This is a genomic window from Actinospongiicola halichondriae (genome assembly GCF_049103745.1).
GTDB classification, from domain to species: Bacteria; Actinomycetota; Acidimicrobiia; order Acidimicrobiales; family Salinilacustritrichaceae; genus Salinilacustrithrix; species Salinilacustrithrix halichondriae.
Genome location: NZ_CP171622.1, coordinates 3,831,004 through 3,856,168, shown reverse-complemented (window position 1 = coordinate 3,856,168; position 25,165 = coordinate 3,831,004). Strand labels below are relative to the sequence as shown.

Annotated in this window: 26 protein-coding genes and 1 tRNA gene; 14 read left to right on the top strand and 13 right to left on the bottom strand. The window is 69.5% G+C overall.

Annotated features, from left to right (window positions below):
* Nucleotides 1-7 precede the first annotated feature (7 nt).
* A complete protein-coding gene (locus AB8619_RS19110; RefSeq protein ID WP_436794217.1) occupies nucleotides 8-667 on the bottom strand; it encodes a TIGR03086 family metal-binding protein in 660 nt (219 codons plus the stop codon).
* Nucleotides 668-878: 211 nt separating this feature from the next.
* On the opposite strand from AB8619_RS19110, the gene AB8619_RS19105 reads away from it, so the two are divergent.
* Complete coding sequence (locus AB8619_RS19105; protein ID WP_436794216.1) at nucleotides 879-1,250, top strand: hypothetical protein; 372 nt, start codon at nucleotides 879-881, stop codon at nucleotides 1,248-1,250.
* A 17-nt stretch (nucleotides 1,251-1,267) separates the two neighbouring features.
* Nucleotides 1,268-2,908, top strand: a complete 1,641-nt coding sequence (locus AB8619_RS19100) for a LuxR C-terminal-related transcriptional regulator (RefSeq protein WP_436794215.1) — start codon at nucleotides 1,268-1,270, stop codon at nucleotides 2,906-2,908.
* 8 nt (nucleotides 2,909-2,916) lie between these two features.
* Here the strand turns inward: AB8619_RS19100 and AB8619_RS19095 are convergent, their stop codons facing one another.
* The 4 genes from AB8619_RS19095 to AB8619_RS19080 form a co-directional block, all read right to left on the bottom strand.
* Nucleotides 2,917-3,213: a hypothetical protein gene (locus AB8619_RS19095; RefSeq protein ID WP_436794214.1), complete on the bottom strand. Its 297-nt coding sequence runs from the start codon at nucleotides 3,211-3,213 to the stop codon at nucleotides 2,917-2,919.
* Nucleotides 3,213-3,551 (bottom strand): thioredoxin, encoded by a 339-nt coding sequence (trxA, locus tag AB8619_RS19090; protein ID WP_436794213.1) that lies wholly within the window; start codon nucleotides 3,549-3,551, stop codon nucleotides 3,213-3,215. Before trxA ends, AB8619_RS19095 begins: the two co-directional genes overlap by 1 nt.
* A gap of 204 nt (nucleotides 3,552-3,755) precedes the next feature.
* On the bottom strand, nucleotides 3,756-4,217 hold the full coding sequence (locus AB8619_RS19085) for a hypothetical protein (protein WP_436794212.1): 462 nt from the start codon (nucleotides 4,215-4,217) through the stop codon (nucleotides 3,756-3,758).
* Nucleotides 4,218-4,294: 77 nt separating this feature from the next.
* Nucleotides 4,295-4,378 (bottom strand) — tRNA-Leu (locus AB8619_RS19080).
* Between the two features lie 99 nt (nucleotides 4,379-4,477).
* On the opposite strand from AB8619_RS19080, the gene AB8619_RS19075 reads away from it, so the two are divergent.
* The 7 genes from AB8619_RS19075 to pknB are packed head-to-tail and all read left to right on the top strand — an operon-like array spanning nucleotide 4,478 to nucleotide 12,490.
* Entirely contained in the window at nucleotides 4,478-5,137 is a 660-nt protein-coding gene (locus tag AB8619_RS19075; protein WP_436794211.1) for an FhaA domain-containing protein, read from the top strand.
* A gap of 44 nt (nucleotides 5,138-5,181) precedes the next feature.
* Nucleotides 5,182-5,910 carry a DUF427 domain-containing protein gene (locus AB8619_RS19070; protein ID WP_436794210.1) on the top strand — a complete coding sequence of 243 codons (729 nt, stop codon included), beginning with the start codon at nucleotides 5,182-5,184 and terminating at the stop codon, nucleotides 5,908-5,910.
* A gap of 42 nt (nucleotides 5,911-5,952) precedes the next feature.
* The gene (locus AB8619_RS19065) at nucleotides 5,953-6,411 is read left to right on the top strand and encodes an FHA domain-containing protein FhaB/FipA (protein WP_436794209.1); all 459 of its coding nucleotides are present in this window, start codon (nucleotides 5,953-5,955) and stop codon (nucleotides 6,409-6,411) included.
* The gene (locus AB8619_RS19060; protein WP_436794208.1) at nucleotides 6,408-7,709 is read left to right on the top strand and encodes a Stp1/IreP family PP2C-type Ser/Thr phosphatase; all 1,302 of its coding nucleotides are present in this window, start codon (nucleotides 6,408-6,410) and stop codon (nucleotides 7,707-7,709) included. Before AB8619_RS19065 ends, AB8619_RS19060 begins: the two co-directional genes overlap by 4 nt.
* Nucleotides 7,710-7,712: 3 nt before the next feature.
* A complete protein-coding gene (locus AB8619_RS19055) occupies nucleotides 7,713-9,038 on the top strand; it encodes an FtsW/RodA/SpoVE family cell cycle protein (protein ID WP_436794207.1) in 1,326 nt (441 codons plus the stop codon).
* Nucleotides 9,035-10,510 carry a peptidoglycan D,D-transpeptidase FtsI family protein gene (locus AB8619_RS19050; protein WP_436794206.1) on the top strand — a complete coding sequence of 492 codons (1,476 nt, stop codon included), beginning with the start codon at nucleotides 9,035-9,037 and terminating at the stop codon, nucleotides 10,508-10,510. Before AB8619_RS19055 ends, AB8619_RS19050 begins: the two co-directional genes overlap by 4 nt.
* Nucleotides 10,511-10,540: 30 nt before the next feature.
* A complete protein-coding gene (pknB, locus tag AB8619_RS19045) occupies nucleotides 10,541-12,490 on the top strand; it encodes a Stk1 family PASTA domain-containing Ser/Thr kinase (protein ID WP_436794205.1) in 1,950 nt (649 codons plus the stop codon).
* Between the two features lie 4 nt (nucleotides 12,491-12,494).
* Here pknB and AB8619_RS19040 read toward each other — a convergent pair whose 3' ends face one another.
* Nucleotides 12,495-13,100, bottom strand: coding sequence for an anthranilate synthase component II (locus AB8619_RS19040; protein ID WP_436794204.1), 606 nt, complete (start codon nucleotides 13,098-13,100; stop codon nucleotides 12,495-12,497).
* Between the two features lie 70 nt (nucleotides 13,101-13,170).
* On the opposite strand from AB8619_RS19040, the gene AB8619_RS19035 reads away from it, so the two are divergent.
* Nucleotides 13,171-14,082, top strand: coding sequence for a response regulator (locus AB8619_RS19035; RefSeq protein WP_436794203.1), 912 nt, complete (start codon nucleotides 13,171-13,173; stop codon nucleotides 14,080-14,082).
* A 6-nt stretch (nucleotides 14,083-14,088) separates the two neighbouring features.
* Here AB8619_RS19035 and AB8619_RS19030 read toward each other — a convergent pair whose 3' ends face one another.
* Nucleotides 14,089-15,675 carry a Ppx/GppA phosphatase family protein gene (locus AB8619_RS19030; RefSeq protein WP_436794202.1) on the bottom strand — a complete coding sequence of 529 codons (1,587 nt, stop codon included), beginning with the start codon at nucleotides 15,673-15,675 and terminating at the stop codon, nucleotides 14,089-14,091.
* A gap of 33 nt (nucleotides 15,676-15,708) precedes the next feature.
* On the opposite strand from AB8619_RS19030, the gene AB8619_RS19025 reads away from it, so the two are divergent.
* Nucleotides 15,709-16,035, top strand: coding sequence for a cell division protein CrgA (locus AB8619_RS19025; protein WP_436794201.1), 327 nt, complete (start codon nucleotides 15,709-15,711; stop codon nucleotides 16,033-16,035).
* A 320-nt stretch (nucleotides 16,036-16,355) separates the two neighbouring features.
* Here the strand turns inward: AB8619_RS19025 and AB8619_RS19020 are convergent, their stop codons facing one another.
* Nucleotides 16,356-16,679 (bottom strand): hypothetical protein, encoded by a 324-nt coding sequence (locus AB8619_RS19020; protein ID WP_436794200.1) that lies wholly within the window; start codon nucleotides 16,677-16,679, stop codon nucleotides 16,356-16,358.
* 107 nt (nucleotides 16,680-16,786) lie between these two features.
* Between AB8619_RS19020 and AB8619_RS19015 the strand changes: the two genes are divergently transcribed.
* Together AB8619_RS19015 and AB8619_RS19010 are read left to right on the top strand one after the other, a co-directional pair.
* Nucleotides 16,787-19,330, top strand: a complete 2,544-nt coding sequence (locus tag AB8619_RS19015; RefSeq protein ID WP_436794199.1) for a circularly permuted type 2 ATP-grasp protein — start codon at nucleotides 16,787-16,789, stop codon at nucleotides 19,328-19,330.
* On the top strand, nucleotides 19,327-20,208 hold the full coding sequence (locus AB8619_RS19010) for a transglutaminase family protein (RefSeq protein ID WP_436794198.1): 882 nt from the start codon (nucleotides 19,327-19,329) through the stop codon (nucleotides 20,206-20,208). Before AB8619_RS19015 ends, AB8619_RS19010 begins: the two co-directional genes overlap by 4 nt.
* A 138-nt stretch (nucleotides 20,209-20,346) precedes the next feature.
* On the opposite strand, the gene AB8619_RS19005 is transcribed toward AB8619_RS19010, so the two are convergent.
* The 4 genes from AB8619_RS19005 to AB8619_RS18990 all read right to left on the bottom strand — a co-directional run bounded on the left by AB8619_RS19005 (nucleotide 20,347) and on the right by AB8619_RS18990 (nucleotide 24,222).
* The gene (locus tag AB8619_RS19005) at nucleotides 20,347-21,189 is read right to left on the bottom strand and encodes a transglutaminase-like domain-containing protein (RefSeq protein WP_436794197.1); all 843 of its coding nucleotides are present in this window, start codon (nucleotides 21,187-21,189) and stop codon (nucleotides 20,347-20,349) included.
* 219 nt (nucleotides 21,190-21,408) lie between these two features.
* Complete coding sequence (locus AB8619_RS19000; protein ID WP_436794196.1) at nucleotides 21,409-22,617, bottom strand: thiolase family protein; 1,209 nt, start codon at nucleotides 22,615-22,617, stop codon at nucleotides 21,409-21,411.
* A 118-nt stretch (nucleotides 22,618-22,735) separates the two neighbouring features.
* Complete coding sequence (locus tag AB8619_RS18995; protein WP_436794195.1) at nucleotides 22,736-23,305, bottom strand: hypothetical protein; 570 nt, start codon at nucleotides 23,303-23,305, stop codon at nucleotides 22,736-22,738.
* Entirely contained in the window at nucleotides 23,302-24,222 is a 921-nt protein-coding gene (locus AB8619_RS18990) for an FAD:protein FMN transferase (protein ID WP_436794194.1), read from the bottom strand. Before AB8619_RS18990 ends, AB8619_RS18995 begins: the two co-directional genes overlap by 4 nt.
* 41 nt (nucleotides 24,223-24,263) lie before the next feature.
* On the opposite strand from AB8619_RS18990, the gene AB8619_RS18985 reads away from it, so the two are divergent.
* Nucleotides 24,264-24,401 carry a hypothetical protein gene (locus AB8619_RS18985; protein WP_436794193.1) on the top strand — a complete coding sequence of 46 codons (138 nt, stop codon included), beginning with the start codon at nucleotides 24,264-24,266 and terminating at the stop codon, nucleotides 24,399-24,401.
* Between the two features lie 249 nt (nucleotides 24,402-24,650).
* On the opposite strand, the gene AB8619_RS18980 is transcribed toward AB8619_RS18985, so the two are convergent.
* On the bottom strand, nucleotides 24,651-25,145 hold the full coding sequence (locus tag AB8619_RS18980; protein ID WP_436794192.1) for a hypothetical protein: 495 nt from the start codon (nucleotides 25,143-25,145) through the stop codon (nucleotides 24,651-24,653).
* Nucleotides 25,146-25,165 lie beyond the last annotated feature (20 nt).

Below are 25,165 nucleotides of genomic sequence, written 5' to 3'. Positions count from 1 at the left end.
CGACCGCCTACCGGACCTGCCGGCCGGTGTAGGCGGCGAGCCGGGTGATCGGCGAGGCGTCGGCCGGGGCCGCGACGGCGGCGGCGAACGTGTCGCCGTCGCGGAGCGGGTCGAGGGCCTCGTGGGCAAACCCGTCGACGGCGGCGACGAGGTCGTCGGAGGGCGCGTAGGGCTTGCCGGTGGCGGTCGCGATGTCCCACCCGTGGACGAGGCCGTCGAGGGCCACGAAGCGAGCGAAGGTGTCGCCGGAGACCTCTCCGAACGGAGCGGCGATCGTCTGGTCGAGCGCTCCGGGGGCCATGACGGCCTCGGCGAGTTCGGTCATCGCCTGCTCCCACGCGGGGAGGATGTCGGTGGTGTCGAACTCGTGGGGCTCATCGCCGCGGTAGCCAGCGGCGAAGGCGGCGCCGCCGCCCACCATGTGCTCGAGCACGCCCTGCACCGTGTACTCGCTGCACGGGGTCTCGGCGGCGAGGTCCTCGGGTGTGAGCGTGCTCACCAGCGCGCCGAGGGTCGGCATGAGCTGTTCGAGCTGGTTGATCGGATCCATGGTTCCTCCAGGAGGTCGGGACGATCGAGCGACGCCCCGGAGCGCAGCCTCACGGTCTCGGCCGGCAGCGATGAGTGCGGAGACCTCGTCGTCGCCAGCTCGATCTCGTGTGGTCATGGACCCATCGTCGTCCTGATCGGCGTTCGATGCATCGGACGGTCGCCCCATCTCGTGTCGAGCCGGTGCCGAACGCCGTGGGGTGTTCACCCCATCGGCGTCCGCCCACTGCGATCGACGATGCGGCGCACGCCCGATGCGGCCACCGCCGGTCGCGTCGACCATGGACATCCAGACGTCGGGACCGACCCGACGATCGTTCGGAGGAACCATGCGAGCAACCATCGAAGAGATGCCCGTCGAGATGGACGTCGACGGAATCGTCACCAGAGGCATCGAGTGGAACGGCGAACTCATCCGTTGGCTTCGCCTGCCCGCCGGTGTCGACTTCACGCCCTTGTTCGTCGGCTTGCCCGGTGACATGTGCCAGAGCGCCCACACCGGCTACATCATCGAGGGCTCGGTGACCATCCGCTATGCCGACGGCACCGAGGAGACGAACCGTGCCGGCGACGTCTACTCGTGGCCGGGCGGACACACCGGATGGACCGACGAGGGCGTGACCTTCATCGAGATCAGCCCGGCCGCCGATCTCCACCCGGTGCTGGAGCACCTCGCCGCAGCGATGGCCGCCCCGGCCTGACGGTAGCGTCGGCCGCAGTGACCAACTCGATGCAACGAGCCGTCGACGCGATCACGCGCCACGACTGGCAGGACGCACTCGACCTCGCCCGCCAGGCCGCGGGAGAGGTCGAGGGCTCGGCCGAGGCCGACCGGCTCGACCTGTTGGCCGATGCCGCGTGGTGGCTCGGTCGGCTCGACGACTGCATCGAGGCTCGCGAAGGCGCCTACCGCGTCTACGACGAGCTCGGCGACCACCGGAGCGCTGGCCAGTGCGCCGTGTGGCTCTACGAACACCACCAGTTCCGCATGCGGCCGACCATCGCCGCGACCTGGCTGCGCAGGGCGCGCACCGCGCTCGAGGCCGACACCGACTGCGTGTCGTACGGGGCGCTGGCGTTGCGTGAGGCCGAGATGGCGCACGGGCGGGGCGAGCTCGACGCCGCCGTCGAGGCCACGGGCGAGGTCCTCGAGCTCGCTCGGCGGCTCCGCTCCGCCGACCTCGAGGCCGAGGCGCTCCAGACCCTGGGACGCCTGCTGATCGACCGGAGCGAACCGGCCGAAGGACTCGCCCGTCTCGACGACGCCATGCTCTTCGCGCTCGAGGGGCGGCTCGGCCCCTACGCCACCGGCAAGGTGTACTGCAGCCTCATCAGCGCCTGCGAGGAACTGGGCGACCTGGCCCGAGCAGCGGAGTGGACGCACGCCACAGCCGAGTGGTCCGAGCAGCACCCTTTTGCGATCTTCCCGGGGATCTGCCGCGTGCATCAGGCCGTCGTCCTCAAGCGTCAGGGATCCCTCGCCGAGGCGGCGGCCGAGGCCGAGCGCGCCGGCGAGGAGTTGATGGGCAGCCACCTCCCCAACGCGGCCGCCGCCTACGCCGAGATGGGCGACATCCGCAGGCGGCTCGGCGACCTGGTGGCGGCCGAGGCCTCGTTCTCGCGAGCTCGGGAGCTCAACGGCCAGGTCTGCGGTGCGTACGCGCTGTTGTGCCTGGCCCAGGGCAAGCTGCGCGCGGCTCGTGACGCCGTGGGCGAGTGCATGGCCAACTGCGGTTCGACGCCCCTGAGCCGAGCCAAGGTCCTGCCGATCTTCGCCCACATCGCCATCGCCGCCGGCGACCTCGACGCTGCCGCGGAGGCCGCCGACGAACTCGACGACATCGCCCACACCTACGCCTCCCCGTTCCTGCGAGCCACCGCCGCGTCGACGCGGGGGCGGCTCCAGTTGGCGGCCGACGACCCCGGCGCCGTCGAGACGCTGCGCACGGCCCTCCAGGACTGGGAGTCGCTGCAGGTCCCCTACGAGGTGGCGACCGCTCGCACGCTCGTCGGCCAGGCCTTGCAGTTGGCGGGCGACGCTGCGGGAGCCGCCGAGTCGTTCGCCAGTGCCGCAGCGCTCTTCGACGAGATCGGCGCGTCGTTCGACGCCCGCCTCGCCCACGGCGACACGCCCTCCCCGACCCTGCCTGCCGGCCTCACCGAGCGCGAGGTCGAGGTGCTGCGACTGATCGCCTCGGGCATGACCAACAACGAGATGGCCGAGGCGCTGTTCCTGTCGGCCAAGACCGTGTCGCGGCACCTGTCGAACATCTTCACCAAGATCGGTGTGTCGTCACGGGCCGCCGCCACGGCGTTCGCCTTCGAACACGACCTGGTCGCCAACGACACCAAGCGCTGACCGTCGAGTCACCGGAGGCGGCGCAACCGCTCCCGGAGAGGGATCGGGCACGTCCCGCGCTGGGCGTGGCTCACCAGTCGGAAACCGTTCGCGGTGCCGATCACCCAGCCGACCGTGACGACGGCTCCGGCCAGGAACACGTGATCGCGCAACAGGCCTCCGAGGACCGTGCCGCCCGCCAGCGATCCGACGATCGCCAGCGTGATCGGCAGGTGACACGGGCACAGCAGGAACGAGCCGAAGATCCAGCGGCGTCCCTGCTTCTCCTCCACGACCTCGGGAGCGGCGGTGTGCACGTCGGCCATCAGGACGTCCCGATGTCGGCGAGCACCCCGTCGACCCAGGTGGTGAGTGCCGCTGCGGGGAGGGCGCCGACCTGACGGGCGACCTCCTTGCCTTCATGGAAGACGAGGAGCGTGGGGATGCCCTGGACGCCGAGCGAACCCGATGCACCGGGGGCTTCGTCGGCGTTCAACTTCACGACCTTCAGCGCTCCGGCCAAGCGGACCGCCGTGTCGGCGACCGCCGGCGCCACCATGCGGCACGGCCCGCACCAAGGCGCCCACACGTCGACGAGCACGGGGACCTTCGAGTCGAGGGTGTCGCGGAAGTTCGTGTCGGTGGCGTCGACCAGCCACGGCAACTCGGCGTGGCATTTCGCACAGGCCGGGTGCCCTGACGCGTACGCCGGAACGCGGTTGCGGACACCGCAGGCCGGGCACGGGACCGTCGTATCGGAAGCTGTTGCCATGCTCAGTACAACAGATACCCCTGGGCGGTATTCCCCGAGGGCCCGGTCACCCGATCTCGTGGCCGCTGCGGACCAGCTCCTGACCGCATCCAGCCCTCACTGGTCGTCACGCCGGAGTCGTCGACTCGCTCGATAGCGGAGGAGGCGCAGCCGATCGCCGACCGGCAACTCGAACTCCGGCTCGGCCAGCTCGCGGGTCGACTCGATCAGCTGCTCGAACCGCACCATCTCGTCGTCGAGCGAGTCGGCATCCGAGTCGGACGCGAGGAACACCGCGATCCGCCGCGCCATCTCTTCCACCTCTCGCACGCCCGGCTTCAAGGCCTTGGCGAGCTCGCGTTGGGCCGCGCTCGACATCGACGCTGCCGCGTGCAGCCGCACCCGCAGGTCTGCCGCACGTGTCGTCAGCCGCCGATACGGATCACCGACTCCCGCCGGCAGGTTCGCCTCGCCCCGCATGCGCACGACGACGCGGACGTCCTCCATCGCCGTGTCGAGGTCGTCGACCAACCGGCCGGCCCTCGTCCATCGCTGCGTCAGGGGGAGTTCGTCTGCCACCGCCGACAGTCAACCCGATCCGGTCGAGGCGCCGCCGACCGGTGTGGTCCGGCAGTGGAGGATCCACCGCGAACTCGTGGGCGAGGGGGGACTTGAACCCCCACGTCCCGAAGGACACAGGCACCTGAAGCCTGCGCGTCTGCCAATTCCGCCACTCGCCCGAGTGGAGTCGCTCACGGTAGCGCGCGACCCAGGCCAGGACACAGGCCGATCGTGGTCGGTGCCCAACGCCATCGGGGACCTCGCTAGCCTGCGCCCCGATGGGACTGCGGAACTTCGAGAAGCGGCTGGAGAAGATGGTCGAGGGCGCCTTCGCCCGCGTCTTCCGTTCGGGGCTGCGTCCGGTCGAGATCGGCCGTCGCCTGACGCGGGAGATGGACGACAGTCGCTCCATCGGCGTGCGCGGCAACACCGTGGTCGCCAACGACTTCACCGTGAACCTCTCGCAGCAGGACGCCGACGAGTTCGCCGAAGTCGGCGACTCGATGCGCCGCAACCTGGCCGAGTTGGCCCGGGAGCACGCACGCGACGAGGGCTACGACTTCATGGGCCCGATCGGCATCGCGTTCGAGGTCGACCCGAAGATGCGCATCGGCGCGTTCTCGGTGACCGCCCGCCTGCGTGAGGGCGACGGTGGAGCCGGCGCCGGGTCGCTCGTGCTCCCCAACGGCGACCGTTTCGTGCTCGGCGAGACGATCGTGACCATCGGCCGCATCCCCGAGAGCGTGATCACGCTCGAGGATCCGAACGTCAGTCGGAACCACGCCGAGATCCGCCCGTCGGGCGGCACCTTCGTGCTCGCCGACCTCGGATCCACCAACGGAACCAAGATCAACGGCGTCAAGGTCAGCGAGCGTCTGCTCCAGGACGGGGACGAGATGACGTTCGGCTCGACGACGTTCCGCTTCGAGGCCAGCTGACCTCCCTGCCGAGGAGCTGGCCCGCCGCCACTAGGTTCTGACCCGTGGGTAGGCGAAAGTTGCAGATCGAACCGACCGAGAAGCGGGTGCGTGCAGCGCTCCACGGGGCGATGGTGATCGACTCCACCTCGGTGCTCCTGGTCTGGGAACACGACCACTACCCGCAGTACTTCGTCCCCGTCGGGGACGTCACGGCCCGCCTCGAACCCACCGACGAGTTCGAAGCCGACCACGATCTGGGCCGGGCCCAGCGCTACGACGTGGTGTCTCCCGACGGTGACCGCGCCGAAGGCATCGCGTGGAGCATCGAGGACGTTCCCGAACTGGCTGGCCACGTGCGTTTCGAGTGGGACGCACTCGATTCGTGGTTCGAGGAGGACGAGGTCGTCATCGTCCATCCCCGCAGCCCCTACGTGCGCGTCGATGCCCTCCACTCCGCCCGAGAGGTGCGTGTCGACCTCGGTGGCACGACCATCGCCCACTCGAAGCGTTCGGTCATGGTCTTCGAGACCGGACTCGTCACCCGCTTCTACCTCCCGCGGACCGACGTGCGCCTCGACGTGCTCCGTCCCTCCGAGACCAAGAGTTCGTGCCCCTACAAGGGCCACGCCGAGTACGTGTCGGTCGAGTTGGGGGGACGACTCCACCACGATGTCGGCTGGTCGTACCCAACGCCGCTCCGCGAGGTCGCACCGGTTGCGGGCATGATCGCGTTCCACAGCGAGAAGTGCACGGTTTCGGTCGACGGCGTCCGGCTCGCTCGTTCGATCTAGACGCCACTCGTCCCGCCCGCACAGGTCCTAGAGTCCGGGCCGGTGCCGGAGCCACTCCTCAACGTCCTCAAGATCTGCCTACTGGTCCTGCTGTACCTGTTCTTCTTCCGCGTCCTCCGTGCGGTGTGGGCCGAGGTCAATCTCGCCAAGGCGACCGCCGCCCCGCCGACGGGCACGAAGCGGACGGCACGCCGCACCCGCTCCCGGGAGCGGACGCCCCCGAAGCTGACCGTCGTCGAACCCGCCTCGATGGCCGGGCAGGTGTTCGCCCTGGGCGACGAACTCACGGTCGGACGGGCCGCCGGGTGCCAGATCACCCTCGACGACACCTACGCGTCACAGCTCCACGCCAGGATCTTCACGCGCGACGACCAGCTCTACGTCGAGGACCTGGGTTCGACCAACGGGACCTATCTCAACCGGCGGAAGGTCGCCGCGCCCATGGTCGTCAGTCGTGGTGACCAGATCCAGATCGGTTCGACCGTGATGGAGGTCGCATGACCGTCCGCCTGCGCGCCGGCGGCGCCAGCGACGTCGGTCAGATCCGGAGCATCAACCAGGACTCCATGCTCCTCGGCCCGCGCATCTTCGTCGTGGCCGACGGCATGGGCGGCCATCAGGGCGGCGAGGTCGCCTCGGCCATGGCCGTCGACGCGTTCGATCACGGCGAGCACCTCGCGACCGTGACGGTCAACGAGCTCGTCAGCCGGGTCCAGGACGCCAACGGCACCGTCTTCGAACGCAGCGGCGAAGACCCTGCCCTGTCGGGGATGGGCACCACGCTGGTCGCCATCGCCGTCGTCACCGAGGCGGGAGAAGAACGCCTGGCGATCGTCAACGTTGGCGACTCCCGTGCGTACCGGCTGACCAACGGCGAACTCGAGCAGGTCAGCGACGACCACAGCCTCGTCGGCGAGATGGTGCGCGACGGGCGCATCGACCGCGAACAGGCCCGGACGCACCCCCAGAAGAACATCGTCACCCGCGCCGTCGGCATCGACGGCCGCGTCGAGGTCGACGACTTCCAACTCCTCCCCCACGTCGGCGACCGCTACCTGCTGTGCTCCGACGGGCTGACCGACGAGGTCGAGGACGGCGAGATCGCCGAGGTGCTCCGCTCGGTCGACGACCCCGACGAGGCGGCGCGACTCCTCGTCGCCCGGGCCAACGACCACGGCGGCCGCGACAACATCACGGTCGTCATCGTCGACGTGATCGACGACGGCGACATCTCGGCTGCGGCATCGACCGCCATCCCCGATGCCGACGGGTTCTCGCACGATCCCGACACCGACACCCAGACCTTCCTCGCGCTCCCCGACGACCAGGCCCACGTCCATGCCCCCTCGGCCGAGGCCGACGCCGGCACCGCCGCCGACCCGGTCAGCACCGGCGCCGAACCGCGGCGTCCACGAGCGGTCACGCTGCGGTCGATCGGCTTCGTGCTGATCGTCGCCGCGGTGATCGGAGGCGGGCTGTGGTTGGTCAACGACTACGCGACCAACACCTATTACGTCGACGTGGTCGACGACGAGGTCACGATCTTCAAGGGCCGACCGGGCGGCGTGCTGTGGATCGACGCGTCCGAAGTCGAGGGGACCGGCATCGACGCCGCCGACATCCCGGGCGAGTTCGTCGACGACCTCGACGAACGCCGCACCTTCGCGACCCTCGAGAGCGCTCGCCGTTTCGTCACCAACGTCGAACAACGCATCGAGGACCTCGCTCCTCCCCCGACCACGTCGACCACCACCACGACGTCGACCACCGCGCCGACCACGACCTCGACCACGGGCTGAGCCGTGCATCTGCTGCGCCGCCGCACCGAGCTGGGGCTGATCCTCGTGGTCGTGTTGATCACCGCCGGCGCCTACGCGCTGGCCGGCCTCGGCAAGAACGCCGAGATGCCGGCCAACATCGGGCCCTTCCTCGGCGTGATCCTGGCGTTGCTCGTCGCGGCCCACATCGCGGTCCGCAAGCTCGCCCCCAACGCCGACGGCATCCTGCTCCCGCTCGCGGCGCTGCTCAACGGCGTCGGCTACGTCTTCATCGTCCGTCTCGACGAGGCGCAGGAGGACGGCGGGCGCCTCGCCGGTCTCCAGTCGCTGTGGACCGCCGTGGGCATCGGCGCGTTCATCGCCACGCTGATCCTGGTTCGTCGCGCCCGCGACCTCGAGCGGTACCGCTACACGTTCGCCGTCGTCGGCATCGTGCTGCTCGTGTTGCCGCTCGTCCCCGTGATCGGACGGACCATCAACGGATCGCGCATCTGGATCTCGCTCGGACCCGTGAACTTCCAGCCCGGCGAACCCGCGAAGGTGGTGCTCGCCATCTTCTTCGCCGGCTACCTGGTCGAGAAGCGCGAGTTGCTCGCCCTCTCGACGTTCCGTTTGGGACCGCTCCACCTGCCGGACCCGAAGTACCTCGGACCCGTCGTCCTCGCCTGGGGAGCCTCCTTGGTCGTGATGACCTTCGAGAAGGACCTCGGCTCGTCGCTCCTCTTCTTCTTCCTGTTCGTGGTGATGCTCTGGGTCGCGACCGGACGCACCACCTACGTCACGGTCGGGACCTCACTGTTCGCGATGGGTGCGTTCTTCGCGTACTCGCAGTTCTCCCACGTCCGCGACCGTGTCGAGATCTGGCTGAATCCGTGGCCGGTCGCCAAGGCCGAGGGTTTCCAGGTGGTCGAGGCCTCGTTCGCGCTGGCCGACGGCGGCCTCGCCGGGACGGGCATCGGACTCGGAACCCCGACTCGCATCCCCGAGGTCGAGACCGACTTCATCTTCGCCGCCATCGGTGAGGAACTCGGCCTCCTGGGCGGCACCGCGATCCTCTGCGCCTACATCCTCATGGTCGGTGCCGGCCTGCGCATCGCCCTGCGGGCCGACTCGGCGTTCGACACCCTCCTCGCAACCGGCCTCACGACGCTGCTCGGCATCCAGGCGTTCATCATCATCGGCGGCATCACGCGGGTGCTCCCCCTCACCGGCGTCACCCTTCCCTTCGTCAGCTACGGCGGATCGAGCCTCGTCCTCAACTACGTGTTGCTGGCCCTGCTGCTCCGCATCTCCGACAACAGCGTGAAACCCACCGGTGGCGCGCGCCAGATGGAGGCGACTGCGGGATGAACCGCCAGATCGCCAAGCTCGGTGCCGCACTCCTGGTCTGTTACCTGGTGCTGTTCGCCCAGCTGAACCGGACGACGGTGTTCGGGGCGCAGCGACTCAAGGACAATCCCGCGAACACCCGCGAGATCCTCCGCGACTACGACGGACCCCGGGGCAGCATCGCCACGGCCGACGGTGTCGTCATCGCCCGGTCGGTCGATGCCGCCGACGGGTCGCAGTTCGAGCGCACACGCACCTATCCCGAGGGCGACCTCTTCGCCCACGTCGTCGGCTACTACTCCCTCAACCTCGGTTCGACCGGCGTCGAGGACACGTACAACGCCGAACTCGTCGGACGCACGCTCGACCTCAGCTTCCGTGACCTCAACGACCTGTTCGTCGAACGGGACCGTGTCGGCGATCTCACGCTGTCGTTGCGCGCCGACGTGCAACGGGTCGCACGCGAGGCGCTGGGCGACCGTCGGGGATCGGTCGTGGCGATCGACCCACGAACCGGCGAGATCCTCACGATGTGGTCGTTCCCCTCCTTCGACCCAAACGCCGTCGCCGACCAGGACTTCGCCGCGGCCAACGACGTCTTCACCGTCCTCAACGCCGACAGCGCCAAACCGCTGCTGGCCAAGACCTACCGCGAGCGGTACTTCCCCGGATCGACGTTCAAGATCGTGACCGCGACCGCCGGTCTCGAGTCGGGCGAGGTCACACGCGACGAACCGTCGTATCCCGTCACCAACGAGTACATCGCTCCCCAGACATCTCGTCCGCTGCGCAACTTCGGTGGATCGACGTGCGGCGGCGACCTGTTCGAGGTGCTCCGGGTGTCGTGCAACACGGCGTTCGCCCAGATGGCCATCGACCTCGGCGCCGACACCATGATCGACACGGCCGAGGACTTCGGCTTCAACGCCGAACCACCGATCGACCTGCCCGGCGCGGCGGTGAGCAACTACCCCACCGACTTCGACCAGAACCTTCCGGCGCTCGCACAGACCGGCATCGGACAGAACGACGTCGCCGCCACGCCGCTGCAGATGGCCTTGGTCGCCGGTGCGGTGGCCAACGAGGGCATCGTCATGAACCCCCGCGTGCTCGACACCGTCCGCGACGACGAGGGCACCGTCGTCGAGGACCCCGAGCCCAGCGAATGGCGGCGGGCGATGGGGGCCGACACAGCAGCCATCATGCGTGAGGCGATGATCAACGTCGCCCAGAACGGGACGGCACGCAACCTGCTCATCCCCGGCTTCGAGGTCGGCGGCAAGACCGGCACGGCCCAGCTCGGCACCGACCCGCCCCGCTCGCATGCGTGGATCGTCGGGTTCGCCGGACCCCCGGGTGGCGCTCCGAGCGTGGCCGTCGCCGTCATCGTCGAGGGCCAGGAAGGCGCGTCCGAACAGACCGGCGGGCGCGTCGCGGCACCGATCGCGCGAGCGGTCATGGAGACGATCCTGGCTGCGCAGGGATCAAGCTGATGCACGCGTCTGTCGTAAGGTTCCGACGCCATGTCTGACCAAGGACCCGTCGTCTACGGCGGTCGATACGAGCTCCACAGCCGCCTCGCCCGCGGAGGCATGGCCGACGTCTACCTCGCGCGCGACCAACTGCTCGACCGCCCCGTGGCCGTCAAGGTCCTCTTCGCCCAGTACGCCTCGGACCCCGCGTTCGTCGAGCGGTTCCGGCGCGAAGCCCAGGCGGCGGCGAACCTCAACCACCCCAACGTCGTGGGCGTCTACGACTGGGGCGAGGAGAGCGGCACCTACTACATCGTCATGGAATACGTCGACGGCCGGAGCCTCGCCGACGTGCTCCGTCAGGAAGGCACGCTGCTGCCGACCCGTGCCGCCGACATCGGCATCGACATGGCTGCAGCCCTCGGGTTCGCCCATCGCAACGGCGTGGTCCACCGCGACGTGAAGCCGGGCAACGTCATGCTCGCCTCCGACGGCCAGGTCAAGGTCACCGACTTCGGCATCGCCCGGGCGGTCTCGGCCGGATCGGACCAGAACCTCACCCAGACCGGCCTCGTCATGGGCACGGCGACGTACTTCTCGCCCGAGCAGGCACAGGGCAAGCCGGTCGACCCCCGGTCCGACGTGTACAGCCTCGGGATCGTGCTCTACGAGAGCGTCTGTGGCCGTCCGCCCTTCCGCGGTGACGACGCGCTGGCCGTGGCGTATCAGCACGTGCAGGAGCCACCCACGCCCCCGCGCCAGATCAACGCCGCCATCGAACCCACGCTCGAGGCGATCATCCTCAAGTGCATCGCCAAGAACCCCTCGGCCCGGTATCCCTCGGCCGAGGACCTGCGCGCCGACCTGCGCCGCTACCGCGAAGGCAACCAGATCGCCGCCGACACGGCCATCGTCGCACCGGCCGCAGCGGTCGCTGCGACCCAGGCCGTGCCCATCACGACGATGCAGGACACGTCGTTCGAACAGCCCTACGAGCCGGCGTACGACCCCCACTACGGCTACGACGACTACGCCGAACCGCCCCGGCGCAACGGCGCCTTCATCGCCATCATGATCCTGCTCCTCCTGGTGCTCGGCGGGGTGCTGTTCTTCCTCGCGCAAGCGCTCGGCGTGCTCGACGGCAACGAGAGCACCGACGCCAACCTGGTGACCGTGCCCAACGTGGTCGGTCGACAGCTCGAGGGACCCGACGGCGCCAGGATCATCCTTGAGGGGGCCGGGTTCGTCATCGACACCAAGTTCGAGGACAACCCCGACTTCGAGGACGGCGAGGTCATCAGCCAGTCTCCCGAGGGCAACGCAGACCTCGAGGAGGGCGGCACGGTCGAACTGACGGTGTCGAACGGCGAGCCCGTGGTCACGCTGCACGACGTGGTCGGCTTCACCGAACAGGACGCGCGGTCGGACCTGGGCGACCAGGGCTTCCGCACCATCAACACCGAGCTGATATTCAGCGGCGACGTCGAACCCGGCAAGGTCGTCGAGCAGGACCCCGCCGCGGGCGAGGACGTGCCGCTGTCGGCCGAGATCACGCTGCGGGTGTCCCAGGGCGCCGACACGCGCGTCGTCCCCGATGTCGCCGGACGACCGGTCGACGAGGCCGAAGGCATCCTCACCCAGGCCGAGTTCAACGTCGCTCAGCAGCAGGAGAACAGCCCGAGCGTTCCCGCCGGCACCGTGATCCGCACCGACCCGCCGGCCAACACCTCGCTCGAGAAGGGCAGCACCGTCACGTTGTTCGTGTCGGTCGGCCCCGAGCAGGTGATCGTCCCGGACGTCACCGAGAAGACCGAGGACACGGCGCGCACCGAACTCGAGACCGCAGGCTTCACCGTCAACGTGGAGGACGTCACCCTGGTCCCGGGAGATCCCGACGACGGACGGGTGATCAGTCAGGACCCGGCGGGCAGCACGCGCGCCGAGAAGGGCTCGACCGTCACCATCCGGGTCGGACGCGCCACCCCGGTCCCCGATCCCTGATCGATCAGGCGGTGACCGGCACCGCTCGGTCGAGGAAGTTCTGGAGCATGCGGTGGCCGGTCGACGTGAGGATCGACTCGGGGTGGAACTGCACGCCCTCCACGTCGAACTCGCGGTGCCGGAGGCCCATGATCACGCCGGTGTCGTCGTCGAACGACCCGGTGTGGGCCGTGATCTCGAGCACGTCGGGGACCGAGGCCGGATCGACCACGAGCGAGTGGTAGCGGGTCGCCTCGAACGGCGACGGCAGATCCGTGAAGACGCCGACACCCGTGTGGTGGACGAGAGACGTCTTGCCGTGCATGACCTCGGCGGCGCGCACGACGGTCCCGCCGAACACCTGCCCGATCGCCTGATGTCCGAGACACACGCCCAGGATCGGGCGACGGCCGGCCCAGGTCCGGATCACCTCGGTCGAGATCCCCGAATCGTCCGGGGTCCCCGGGCCGGGTGAGATCAGGATCGCATCGGGGTCGAGTTGCTCGATCCCGGCGTGGTCGATCTCGTCGTTGCGGTGCACGATCGGCTCGGCGCCCAACTCGCCCAGATACTGCACGAGATTGAACGTGAACGAGTCGTAGTTGTCGATGACGAGCACGCGGGCAGACACGGCGTGGGATGCTAGAGGCCGGGCGGAGCGCGGGAACCTTCGAATCACCGAAAGGGGTCGAGCGAACGGTATGGACGACGACAGCAAGCTCGGACCAGTGGCTCGACGGTTGGCGGCGACGAAGCGCGTGTTGTGCATCGAGGACGAGCACGACATCGCCAGCTTCCTCCGCGCCTACTTCCGGGCCGCCGGCTACGACCTGGTCCACGTCGACCCCGACGACGTCGACGCAGCGGTGCACGCGGTGGAGGAACACCAGCCCGACGTCGTGCTCCTCGATCTGCGCCTCCGTGGGTACTCCGGCCGCGACGTCTACCGCCGACTGCGCGCCGACGAGAGCAACGTCTTCATGCCGGTGATCCTGGTGTCGGCCGACGCCATGCCCACGCTGCGCTCGTCGAAGGGCCTCGATGCGTTCGTGTCGAAGCCGTTCAACACCAACACGCTCGCCGACATCGTCCGGGATCGACTCGAGATCGCCCGTGACCTCGCCGCCACCGGACGGCACGAACGACTCCCGCTGCTCACCCAGCGCTACCTCGAGGCCCGACTCGCCGACGAGATCGCCGTGGCCGGCACGACCGGGCAGTTCACGTTCGGTCTCGTCCGCCTGGTGAACGCCCCGGACATCGTGATCGAGGTCGGTTCCGAGGGACTGGAGCACCTCATCGACGTCCTCGTCGGCCGGGTACGCGACCGACTCCCCGACGAGGCCGTGACGGGACTGAGCGACGCCGGAGAAGCTGCGGTGATCCTCCCGACCCATGACGCCGACGCCACTGCGCAGCTCCTGACCGGGATCATGGACGACGTGTCCGGCCAGTTCGAGTTCCCCGGCGGCGCGTCCGTGCCGATCCGGCTCGCCGGCGGCATCGCCGCGTTCCCCAAGAACGCCGGATCGCCCGACGAGTTGTTCATGGCCGCCGATGCCGCGCTGGCCGACGCCGTCGACCGGGGATCAGTCCTCGCCCGCGCCCTCTGAGGCCGCTCAGGCGATGTCGACCTCGACCGGTCGGCCGATCACGTCCTCCAGGAGGCCACGCCGGAGCTCGGCCGAATGCGCCTCCAGTTCGACGGATGCACCGTCCCGGGGCGTCAACGTGACCCGGACAGCATCGCCGTCCGTGTCCACCGCCACGTCCTCGATCGGCGCCGTGTGCGACCGGTCGAGCCCGATGGCGAAGCGGAGGACCGCCGCCAGCCGTCGGACCAGCTCACGGTCGGCGCGGCGCAGCGCCGCCCACTCGACGTGCTTGGTCTTCGGCGCCGACTTGCGGTGATACCGGGTGAGCTGGGCGATGAGCTCGACCTCACGGTCGGTGAACCCGGCGAGGTGCTCGGAGTTCCGCACGACGTAGTAGCTGTGCTTGTGGTGACCCGAGTGTGAGATGAAGACGCCCACGTTGCACAACAGCGCACCTGCCTCGAGCAGCTCACGTGCCTCCCCCACGCCCTGGGGACCGTCGGCGTCGAGGCCGAGGAGCGGCGTCATCTCGTCGAAGAGACGGAGCGAGATCCGTGCGATCTCGTGACTGTGGTCGGGATGCTCGTCGGTCAGCTCCATGAGGTGTTCGACCGACTGACGACGCAGATCACGCAGGTGGTGGAGCGTGGCACCGGCCCGCCGGCGGGCCTGATCGAGGAGCACACCCTCACGGAGGGCGTAGTCCGAGAAGACGATCTCGTCGACACCGAAGGTCTGGACGAACTGCTCGAGGATGATGGCCCCGCCGAGCAGGATGTCGGCACGCTTGGCGTCGACACCCGGGAGCTTGGCCCGCTCGGCGATGTCGGGGGTCTCGACCAAACGCTCGACTGCTGCCGTGATCTCCTCCGCGCGGATCCGTTCGCCGTTGTGGGTCCGGGCGCCCCCGCCTTCGCCCCGATCGGCCAGGACCATCGCCACGACGGTCTCGATGGTCCCGGACGCGCCGACCACGGTGTCGAATCCGGTGCGACCGACCTCGAGGGCGAACGGAGCGAACATCGCCTGAGCGTGTTGACGGCACCGTGCGATGTGCTTGGGCTTCACCGTGTCCTTCGACAGGTAGCGCTCGGTGAGACGGATCGCCCCCAGGCGGAAGCTGCGGCTCTCGAGCACCGACCCCTCGCGCCCGAGGAGCACCTCGGTCGAGCCGCCGCCGATGTCGCACAGCAGCACCCGCTCGTCGTAGAGCGGGAGCGACTGGAGGACCCCGAGATGGATGAGCCGCGCCTCCTCGAACCCCGAGATCACCTCGACGGAGACCCCGGCCTCGTCGTAGGCACGATCGAGGAAGTCGCGCCGGTTCTCGGCCTCTCGTACGGCAGAGGTCGCCACTGCAGCGAGTTCGGCCCCGTGCGCGTCGGCCACGCTCTTGCACCGTCGGAGAGCGGCGACGCCACGGTCGATGGCGTCGGCCGACAGCTCCTTCATGTCGCCGCCGGAGCGCCCGAGCCGGACCATCTCCTTCTCGCGCTCGAGGATCTCGACCCGGCCGTTGGCCGACACGCGAGCCACGACCATGTGCACCGAGTTGGTGCCGATGTCGACTGCGGCGAGCACCGGGGCGTCCAGAGGTCCGGGTGCGGTCACCGCGACGACGGTACAGCCGGTACGCTCGCCGCCGTGGCACGACAGGACCGGAAGAAGAAGGGCGGGCGCACGACCCCGAAGGGCGGCGTCCAGTCCGGAGCCCGGCATGCGATCTCGAAGGGCCACTCGACGCACGAGCCCGAGACGGCGTCGGCCCGGTACACGGCGCCGATCCCCCAGGAGTTCAAGGTCAGCCCGACCTGGGTCCCCGTCTTGATGTTCACGCTGCTCGCCCTCGGCGGGCTGTGCATCTTCTTGAACTACCTCGGGCTCCTCCCCGGAGCGACCGACAACAAGTACCTGCTCCTCGGGCTCGGCTTCGTGCTCGGCGGCATCGTCACCGCCACGCAGTTCCACTAGCGCCCGACCAATCCACTGATTGTCCACAGGGCGCCGGATCAGGTCCACAGCGCGACGGCAGTTCGGGGACAACCTGTGGACAACTCCCCCGTCGCGACCTGACCACCCGGTCAGAGATCGACGGTGGGCAGACCAGCGGGGAACCAGAGGTGACAACGGTGAACGGCGCGGAGATGCACCGAGAACATCCCCACGTCGTCCCCACGCTGTGGAATCCGACCGGCCTGTGGATTACTGCCGGTACGCCATACCGGAATGTCCGGTTCCGACGGGTCCCGACCGCGAGACGTAGTCCTCCATCCACAATGCGGATGGATGGATCACTCCATCGTCGGCGCCACCAGATCCATGTCCTCGAGGCAGTGGCGAGGGGGTTCGGGGACCTCGTCGTTGGCCACCGTCATCCGGGCCTCGGACCCGCAGATCGAGCACCGGAACTGGATCTTCACCTTCCGCAGTTCGCCTGCGGGCGGCGGCTCGGGAACCGGTTGCGACATGCCACCCAACATCGCGAATCCGGCCTTGAAGATCATCGCGCTGGCCAGCACCGCGACGATCAGCGGGAACACCCCGAGGTCGGTGAACACCACGCCGGCGAGGACCACGACGGTCCCGATGATCAGCCAGGTGGGTCGACGGCGCATGCTCCGAGGCTACCGGCCGGCCGGCCACGGGTATCCTGCGGCCCTCGACATGCGGTGACTGCCGGAGGAGCTCCGGGCCCGATCGCCGCACTCGAGCGCCAACGCTGATGACCCTGGAACTCACGCAGTCGCTGTTCGAGCGGTATCGCCCCGACGCCGACCGGCACGACGCCCTGGTCCGCGACGACGGCACCCTGCGGGACCACTGGACCAGCGCCGTCGGTGCGCTGGAAGGTCTCGGCGCGTCGGAGTTGGCCGGGCGCACCGCGGTGCTCGATCGGATGCTCGACGACGAGGGCATCAGCTACCGGCTGCTCGACCGGGGCATCTCCACGCGGTGGCCGCTCGACCCGCTCCCCACGCTCGTGCCGTCGGCCGAGTGGACCGACATCGAGTCGGGGGTCATCCAGCGTGCCGTCCTGCTCGACCTCGTCCTGCGCGACCTCTACGGACCGCGCGAGCTGCTCGAACGAGGCCTGATCCCGCCGGAGGTCGTCTTCGCCCACCCCGGCTTCCTCCGGGCGTGCGACGGCATCACCACCGGTGCCGACCAGCAACTGCTCACCTATGCGGCCGACCTCGGTCGGTCGCCGGACGGGTCGGCCGTCGTCCTCGCCGATCGGGCCCAGGCCCCGTCGGGTGCGGGCTACGCGCTCGCCAACCGGGTGATGCTGTCGCGGGTCTTCCCCAGCCTCTACCGCGACAGTCAGGTCCATCGGGTCGCCCCGTACTTCCGCAGTCTCCGGGCCGCCCTCGAACGAGTGGCGGCCACGGCGCGCACCGACGACCCCCGCATCGTCGTGCTCACCCCGGGCGCGCAGGCCGAGACGTCGTTCGAACACACCTACGTCGGTTCGTACCTCGGCTATCCGGTCGTCGAGGGCGGCGACCTCACCGTGCGCGACGGGCAGGTCCATCTCCGTGCGCTGGGTCGCCTCGAACCGGTCGACGTGATCCTGCGACGAGTCGACGCCGAATGGTGCGATCCGCTCGAGCTCCGCCCCGACTCGCAGTTGGGCGTCCCCGGGCTGGTCGAGGCCACGCGCCGCGGCACCGTCGCCGTCGTGAACCCGCTCGGCTCGGGTGTGCTCGAGAACGCCGGCCTCCTCCCCTTCCTGCCGGCCATCGCGGAGCACTACCTCGGACAGGAACTCCTGCTCCCGTCGATCCCCACGTGGTGGTGCGGCGATGACGACGCCCGCTCGCACGTGCTCGCCAACCTCTCGACGATGGTCGTGAAACCCATCGGTCGCGAGGTCGGTGCGACTGCACGGTTCGGTTGCGAACTCTCGACCGACGAACTCGACGATCTCCGTCGGCGCATCGAGGCCCACCCGCACCGTTGGGTCGGCCAGGAACAGCTCCGACTGTCGACGGTCCCGACGATGGTCGACGGCGTCGCCCTCCCCCGCCCGTCCACGTTGCGCACCTTCGCCGTCGCACGGGGCGAGTCGTATGTCGTCATGTCCGGTGGGCTCACCCGAGTCGGTCCCGCCGCCGACACCCTGAAGATCTCGAACCAGTCCGGCGCGACCAGCAAGGACACGTGGGTCCTGGCATCGGAACCCGAGAACCTCAGCGAGTTCTGGCTCCGCGCCGGTCCCCCGACCAGGGCCACCGACCCGGCCTCGCTGTCGTCCCGGGCCGCCGAGAACCTGTTCTGGCTGGGCCGCTACGCCGAGCGGTCCGAGTCGATCACCCGGATGCTGCGTGCGGTGCACGACCGCCGAGAAGGGTCGGGTCCCGAGGGCGCCGCCTGCGTCGAGACGCTGCTCGGCGCCGTGACCCTCATGACCGCCACCGCACCCGGATTCGTCGGCGACGGTGCCAGCGAACGGGTCGCCGACCCCGGCCCCGAACTGCTCTCGTTGGCCTGCGACCCCGACCGTCCGGGCACCCTCGCCCACTGTGTCCGGCGGCTGCTGCATGCCGCCGAGGCCGTGCGCGACCAACTGTCACAGGACACGTGGATGGTCGTCGGGTCGATCGAGTCCGAGCTCACCGCGCTGCGCACCGCGACCCCCGGACACCCGTCGATCATCCAGGACCGGTTGGGACGGGTCCTCCAGGACCTCCTCGCCCTCAACGGTCTGGCCGCGGACTCCATGGTCCGCGACACCGGATGGCACTTCATGGACGCGGGGCGACGGATCGAGCGAGCCGCTCAACTCGCCGCGCTGCTGCGAGCCACCGTCACCGTCGCGCACGACACGGCCACCGACTCGCTCCTGTTCGAGTCGGTGCTCGTCGCCGGCGAGAGCATCATCACCTACCGCCGCCGCTATCGGTCGCGAGCCCAGATCGAGACACTGCTCGACCTGCTCGTCGCCGATCCGGGCAACCCTCGGTCGCTGCGACACCAGGTCGACCGGTTGTCCGCCGACGTCGCCGTCCTCCCCGGCGGCAACGTCCCGGGGCGGCCGACGCCGGAGGAGAAGCTGGTGCTCGGATTGTCGACCCGCATCCGCATCCTCGACACCAGCGCGGTGTCGACCGTCGACGACACCGGGTCGCGCCCCGACCTCGACGCCTTCCTCGACGACGTCGACGGCGCGCTGGCGCAGATCTCCGACGCCCTCCAGTCTCGGAACTTCGTGCAGCTCCTGCCCCAGCGGCAGATGGGCCCCGACGCCGGAGAGGGGTGGACATGACCCGCTACAAGGTGGTCCATCGGACCGAATACCGCTACGCATCACCGGTCACGTCGTCGTACGGCCAGGCGTGCCTGTTGCCGCGCGACCTGCACGGTCAGCGTTGCATCGACGCCGCCCTCGTCATCGACCCCACGCCGTCCGACCTGCGGGAGCGGACCGACTTCTTCGGGAACCGGGTCTCCTACTTCACGGTGACCGACGCGCACGACGTCTTGGCCATCACCAGCACCAGCACCGTCGACGTGACCGCCGAGCGTGGGGCCCTGCCGCTCGGCTCGGACGAGCCGTGGGAGCAGGTCCGCGACCGGTGCCGGACCCTCGGCGGCGCGGTCGGCGTCGACGCCAGGCACCACCTCCTCGACTCGGCCGGCGCTCCCACCACCGACGTCGCCCGCTCCTACGCCGAGGCGTCGTTCGTCCCCGGCCGACCCGTGCTCGATGCCGTGGCCGACCTCACGTCCCGCATCCACGGCGACTTCGACTTCGACCCCGGCGCCACCGACGTCACCAGCACGATCGACGACCTGTTCGAGGCGCGCGGTGGTGTGTGCCAGGACTTCGCCCATCTGGCGGTGTCGTGCCTGCGCTCGGTGGGGCTGCCCGGTCGCTACGTGTCGGGCTACCTCGAGACGGTTCCGCCGCCGGGCCAGCAACGGCTGCAGGGCGCCGACGTGTCGCACGCCTGGGCGTCGGTCCTCCTGCCCGACGTCGGGTGGATCGACCTCGACCCGACCAACGACAAGTTCGTCGACGACCGCTACGTCACCGTCGCCTGGGGCCGCGACTACCGCGACGTCACCCCGGTGAAGGGCGTCGTCTACACCAGCGGCGGCCGCACCCAACTGAAGGTCACCGTCGACGTCACCCGCGTCTGACCTCGGCGGCGAGGTGCGATGACTGGGTGACCAAAGCCGGCCGCGAGCGGTTCTGGGTTGCGGATCCGCGCCCGTGAGGGGAATCGCAACCCAGAATCAGATGGAACACCATCGGGCGCCTGTCGCCCGCCGGCGCGCTCAGGCGATGGTGACGGAGCCTCGGTGGTCGTCGTTCGGGAGTGGGCCCTCGGTGACGGCCGAGACCGACAGCGACACCAGTTCGGCATCGCCGGAGAGCGTCGTGGCGAAGGCGGTGTCGGCGGCGTCGCGCCCGGTGGCGATGCGGACCAACGACTGCCGCGGAGCGAGCCGCGTCGAGTCGAGGATCTCCCACGTTCCGTCGATCCGGACCTCGGCCACGGCGTGGAAGTCCATCGGCGACAAGCCCGGGGCGTAGACGGCGACGAGACGAGCAGGAATGCCCACCGCCCGGCACAGCGCAATCGTCACGTGGGCGAAGTCCCGGCACACCCCCTCGTGGCGGACGAGCGTGTCGAGCGCGGTGTCGAGCGGTCCGCTGACACCGGGGACGTAGGCGAACCGGTCGTGCACCCACGCGGCGATTGTCCGGGCGAGATCCGGACTCCCCAGTTGGGGCGCGAACTCCGTCGACGCGAACCGGCCGAGCGCATCCGACTGGCAGTAGCGACTCTGACGCAGTGCGGCGATCACCTCGTCGTCGTACCCCGCGTCGCCGCCGCCGACATCGATCGCGACGTCAGCCGGGCCGACCGATGCCTCGTACTGCACCGACAGCATCCCTGGCTCCGCCCGCACCACGTGGGTACGTCCATCTCGGTGCGTCTCGATCTCGTCGACGTCGACCCCGTCGGTGGCGCCGTCGACGGTCACGTCGAGCAACTCGTCCACTCGAGGGCCTGCGGTCTGCGCGGCAGCGACCTGGAAGGCGAACACCGCCGGCGACGTCACCGAGAACCCGATCGAGCACGAGACGCTGCGGTGGCCGGAGGAGTTGCTCACCGACGAAGCGTATCGACCACGGTTCTCGGTCGGTGATGGCTGTGGTGCAGACGGGGGCCAGATGGGAATTCCGGTGACGTGACGCGCCCCCAGGGTGGCCCTGACGTCACAGGAATCGTTCGGCAACCGCCCCCGGGACCGAAAACGACGACTCCCCGCCACACGAGGTGGCGGGGAGTCGGCGGATCAGCGGTCGAGCTCCGTCGAGCCCGATCGACTTCAGTCGAGGCGCTCGATGATGGTGGCGTTGGCGAGACCGCCGCCCTCACACATCGTCTGGAGGCCGTAGCGGCCGCCGGTGCGCTCGAGTTCGTTGAGCAGCGTGGTCATGAGCTTGGCGCCGGAGCCGCCGAGCGGGTGACCGAGGGCGATGGCGCCACCGTTCACGTTGACCTTGCTCATGTCGGCGCTGTGCTCCTTCTGCCAGGCACCGACGACCGAGGCGAACGCCTCGTTGACCTCGAAGAGGTCGATGTCGTCCATGGTCAAGCCCGACTTCTCGAGCGCCTTGGTCGTGGCCGGGATCGGGCCGGTGAGCATGGTGACCGGGTCGACGCCGGCGAGGGCGAAGGTGTGGAAACGGGCACGGGGCTTGAGGCCGAGCTCCTTGGCCTTCTCTTCGCTCATGATGAGCAGGGCCGAGGCGCCGTCGCAGATCTGCGACGAGTTGCCGGCGGTGACCTTGCCGTCGGCGAGGAACGCCGGCTTGAGGTTGGCGAGCGACTCGGGGGTCGAGGCACGGATGCCCTCGTCCTGGGTGGCCATCTCGTCGCCGGTGTCGATGAGCTCGCCGGTCTCCTTGTCGAGCTTCTTGACCTTGACCGGGATGATCTCGTTGTCGAAGCGGCCCTCGGCGGTGGCGGCCGCGGCACGCTCCTGCGAGGCGAGGCCGATGGCGTCGAGGTCTTCGCGGGAGAGGTCCCACTTGTTGGCGATGATCTCGGCCGACACGCCCTGCGGGATGAGGCCCTTCCAGCCTTCGATGTACTCGACGTCGGCGTAACGCTCGAGCGCGGCGTGACCGAACGGGATCGAGCCCGGGGTCATCGATGCGCCCATCGGGGTGGTGGTCATGACCTCGACACCGGCAGCGATGGCGATGTCGTAGGCGCCGGCGATGACGCCCTGCGCGGCGAAGTGGGCGGCCTGCTGGGACGAACCGCACTGGCGGTCGACGGTCGTGGCGGGCACGGTCTCGGGCCAGCCGGCACCGAGCACCGCGTTGCGGCCGACGTTGAGGCCCTGGTTGCCGACCTGCATGACGCAGCCCATGACGACGTCGTCGACGAGGGCGGGGTCGAGGTTGTTGCGCTCGGCGAGCGCCTTGAGGGTCTCGGCGGCGAGGTCGGCGGCGTGCCAGCCGGAGAGCTGACCGAAGCGCTTGCCGCCGGCGGTACGGACGGCGTCGACGATGACGGCGGTTGCCATGGGGTTCTCCCTTTTGGAGTTTCGGAGTTGGCCGCTGTTCTCACGACCAAGTTGACCGTTCGGTCAAGTGGGTCAAGTGTTGCGGGGTCGTGCCGTATTCCGCAAAATGGAACGTCCGTCAGGCTGACGCAGGCACACGCGGTGGCCGCTGCCGGCGCGGCGCGACCGACCGGTAGGTGACCATGAACGCTCCTCCGAGCACCGTCGCCAGCGCGACGGCGACGAAGCCGGGATTCGTCGCATCGCTGCCTGCGGTGAAGGCGTGGACAGTGGCAGCCACGGCCGCGAGATAGCTCGAGAGATGGATCGCTCGCCACCAGCGCTTCGGGATGCGTCGCATCGCGAGGCTGCTGGCCTCGACCGCGACGTAGAGCCACATGGCGACGACGCCACCCGCCGTCGCGGCCGGCTTCCAGTCGCTGGCGAAGGGGACCAGCACGTCGGCGACTCCGAAGTGCACGTACGAATCGGCGACGAGCGACACGATGTGGAGGCCGAGGAAGACGACGGTGATCCCACCGAGGCCCCGGTGGAGATCGAGCAACCAAGGAGCACGCGGTCGCTTGCCCATGGCCCGTGACGCCAAGGCCAGCCCGACCAGGAGCGACGCACACCCGGCGACCCAGGCGGTGACGCCGGTGGCACGGGTGGCGAACCACCAGAACTGCGGGTGGAGGGCGGCGATCACGCAGGAACTCCTTCGACGATCACCGCGTCGATCCGCCCGAACCGGTGCTCCGCTCCGGTGTCGTCGGTGGCGATCGCGGCGATGCCGTTGGCGTCGAGGATCCGGCGGGCGTCATCGATCGGCGCCAGGAGCACGACCTTGGTGAACGCCTCGGCGACAGCCCCGGTGGCCGCGACGACGGTCGCGGAGCGCATCGACGTGGACGACGGTCGACCCGTCCGCGGATCGATCAGGTGATGGCTCTCGGAACCATCGGCGTTGATCCAGCGCCGACGGGTGGTGGTCGATGTGGCCACGGCTCCGGCGGCGAGGCCGACAGCGATGCCAGGGCGGTGGTCGATCGAGCACCACCAGCCCTCGCCGGCCGGCGACGCTCCGGCACACCGCAGGTCGCCGCCGATGTCGACGCAGACTCCCACGGCACCTTCGGCGAGGAGCACGTCGACGATCCGATCAGCGGTGTGTCCCTTGGCGATCCCGCCCAGGTCGAGCACGGAACCGGACGGGACCTCGACGGTGTGGGCGCCCACGACGATCCCGGATGACGCGTTCGCAGGAGGGTCGTGACGGACCGGCATGTCGAGATCGACGAACGAACGGTCGTAGCCCGCAGCGAGTACGTGCCCACCGACGAGCGGATCGAACCACCCGTCGGTCGACGCGTGCAGGTCGACGGCCGAACGAACCAGGTGGGTGGTCTCGTCCGACACGTCGACCGGCGCGCCGGCTCGGGCGTTGAGCGCGGAGAGCTCCGAATCCGGGAGGAACCGCGACCACCGCCGCTCGTGGCTGCGGACGAGCGCCTCGGCGGTGTCGAGGATTCCGTCCGGCGCGCCCACGACCTGCACCACGCACTCGGTCCCCATGGCGTGGAAGCGGTGCTCGTCGACCACGGAGACCGAGACGTGGGTGCTCACGTCAGCTTCCTCGCGACTGTGTCGTCGGTACCGGCGGCACGGTGGGTCGCGGAGCGGGGACCACCGTCGTGGGGGTCGGCGCCGGAGCGGGGCTCGGACTCGCCGAGGTCGCGGACGGACGAGGCGAGGAGGCCGGCGCGCCCGTCGAGGGCGCGCCGGCTGCCGGAGCGGGGTGGTGACGGCGGATCACCACCACCCGACGTCCGGGACTCATCGTGGTGGGCACAGTGACCTCGACCACGGGCGAGGAGAGAGCCGCAGGACTCCCGGTTGCGACGACCGAGTCGGTGCTCGGCGCCGACGCCATGACGCCGGCCATCGTGACCGTCCCCGCGGTCGCCGCTCCGAGTACGAGCAGTCGGCTCGCACCAGCGACGTGGCGTCGTCGGCGACGAGTCGGTCGAGGCGGGGCAGGGGATTGCGGGACGTCAGTCGTCGTCATCGGAGCCGTCTTCGTGCTCGTCCTCGTGGTCTTCGTGGTCGTCGTCCTCGTCGTGGTCGTCGTCCTCGTCGTGGTCGTCGTCCTCGTCGTGGTCGTCGTCGCTCACCCGGGAGTCATCGGTGTCGTGGTCGTCGTCGGTGTCGTGGTCGTCGTCGGAGTCGCCCACGTCCTGGGCGGAAGCACCGGCCGAGCGATCGAGCGGCGCGACGGTGGTGGCCGAGATCCCACGGGACGGCGACGAGACGGGCGGCAGGTCGTAGACGTCTTCGATCACGACCTCCACGCCGTCGACGACCGTCGTGGTCGTCGACGCGACCACCGGGTCGACCGGCTCGGCCTCGAACATCTGCGCGGGATCGCTCGCAGGCGTCGAGTCGGACGACAACAGCCCGAGGTTCACGGCTCCCGCGACGGAGGCGGCCGTGATCGTGCCGGCGACGACGCCAGCGAGAGCAAGAGCGGATCGGCGTGTGGTGGTCATGGGGATGACGGTACGGAAGC

Coding starts and splice junctions, on each gene's coding strand:
- AB8619_RS19020 (WP_436794200.1), bottom strand. CDS start 16,679: ATGCGCCGTCGACCCACCTGGCTGATCATCGGGACCGTCGTGGTCCTC.
- AB8619_RS19010 (WP_436794198.1), top strand. CDS start 19,327: ATGACCCGCTACAAGGTGGTCCATCGGACCGAATACCGCTACGCATCA.
- AB8619_RS19035 (WP_436794203.1), top strand. CDS start 13,171: ATGGACGACGACAGCAAGCTCGGACCAGTGGCTCGACGGTTGGCGGCG.
- AB8619_RS19095 (WP_436794214.1), bottom strand. CDS start 3,213: ATGGCCGACGTGCACACCGCCGCTCCCGAGGTCGTGGAGGAGAAGCAG.
- pknB (WP_436794205.1), top strand. CDS start 10,541: ATGTCTGACCAAGGACCCGTCGTCTACGGCGGTCGATACGAGCTCCAC.
- AB8619_RS18980 (WP_436794192.1), bottom strand. CDS start 25,145: ATGACCACCACACGCCGATCCGCTCTTGCTCTCGCTGGCGTCGTCGCC.
- AB8619_RS19105 (WP_436794216.1), top strand. CDS start 879: ATGCGAGCAACCATCGAAGAGATGCCCGTCGAGATGGACGTCGACGGA.
- AB8619_RS19000 (WP_436794196.1), bottom strand. CDS start 22,617: ATGGCAACCGCCGTCATCGTCGACGCCGTCCGTACCGCCGGCGGCAAG.
- AB8619_RS19015 (WP_436794199.1), top strand. CDS start 16,787: ATGACCCTGGAACTCACGCAGTCGCTGTTCGAGCGGTATCGCCCCGAC.
- AB8619_RS19060 (WP_436794208.1), top strand. CDS start 6,408: ATGACCGTCCGCCTGCGCGCCGGCGGCGCCAGCGACGTCGGTCAGATC.
- AB8619_RS19110 (WP_436794217.1), bottom strand. CDS start 667: ATGACCACACGAGATCGAGCTGGCGACGACGAGGTCTCCGCACTCATC.
- AB8619_RS19075 (WP_436794211.1), top strand. CDS start 4,478: ATGGGACTGCGGAACTTCGAGAAGCGGCTGGAGAAGATGGTCGAGGGC.
- AB8619_RS19050 (WP_436794206.1), top strand. CDS start 9,035: ATGAACCGCCAGATCGCCAAGCTCGGTGCCGCACTCCTGGTCTGTTAC.